Raw genomic sequence first — 483 nt, forward strand, 5'->3', positions numbered from 1 at the left:
AAACCACAAAAAGTACGATTACATGCGGTATTAGATTTATACGGACGTTACGTGATTAGCTATAACCTTTCAAAAACGGAAACTACATCAGCAGTAATTGATACATTTAAGAAAGCGTTCTCTAAAGAGCCAGGAGTAAGACCTATGGTTCATACAGATCGAGGTGCTGCATACTGTTCACTTGCCTTTAATCACTATTTAGAAAAGATGAACTACGTCCATAGCATGTCTCATCCTGGACATCCATGGGAAAATTCTCCTATGGAGAGATGGTGGAATGATTTTAAACTACTTTGGCTGGAACGACACCCACAGCCACAATCATTTGAAGAATTAAAGAGACTGATTGACGAAGGTGTAAAATATTTCAATACAAAGAGAGCTTATGCATCAAAAAACGGTCTGACTGCGGAAAAATTCCGCAATCAGACCGCATAGTCTATTTTATATATTTAAACTGTATACTTGACAGGACATAGTGCC

General features: G+C 37.9%; 1 protein-coding gene. It reads left to right on the forward strand.

Annotated features, from left to right (window positions below):
* Window positions 1-438, forward strand: a 438-nt coding sequence (locus FC36_RS08065) for a DDE-type integrase/transposase/recombinase (protein ID WP_156409560.1), incomplete at its 5' end; no start/stop codon positions are given.
* Window positions 439-483: the final 45 nt, after the last annotated feature.

The organism is Ligilactobacillus equi DSM 15833 = JCM 10991 (assembly GCF_001435735.1).
Taxonomy (GTDB): Bacteria; Bacillota; Bacilli; order Lactobacillales; family Lactobacillaceae; genus Ligilactobacillus; species Ligilactobacillus equi.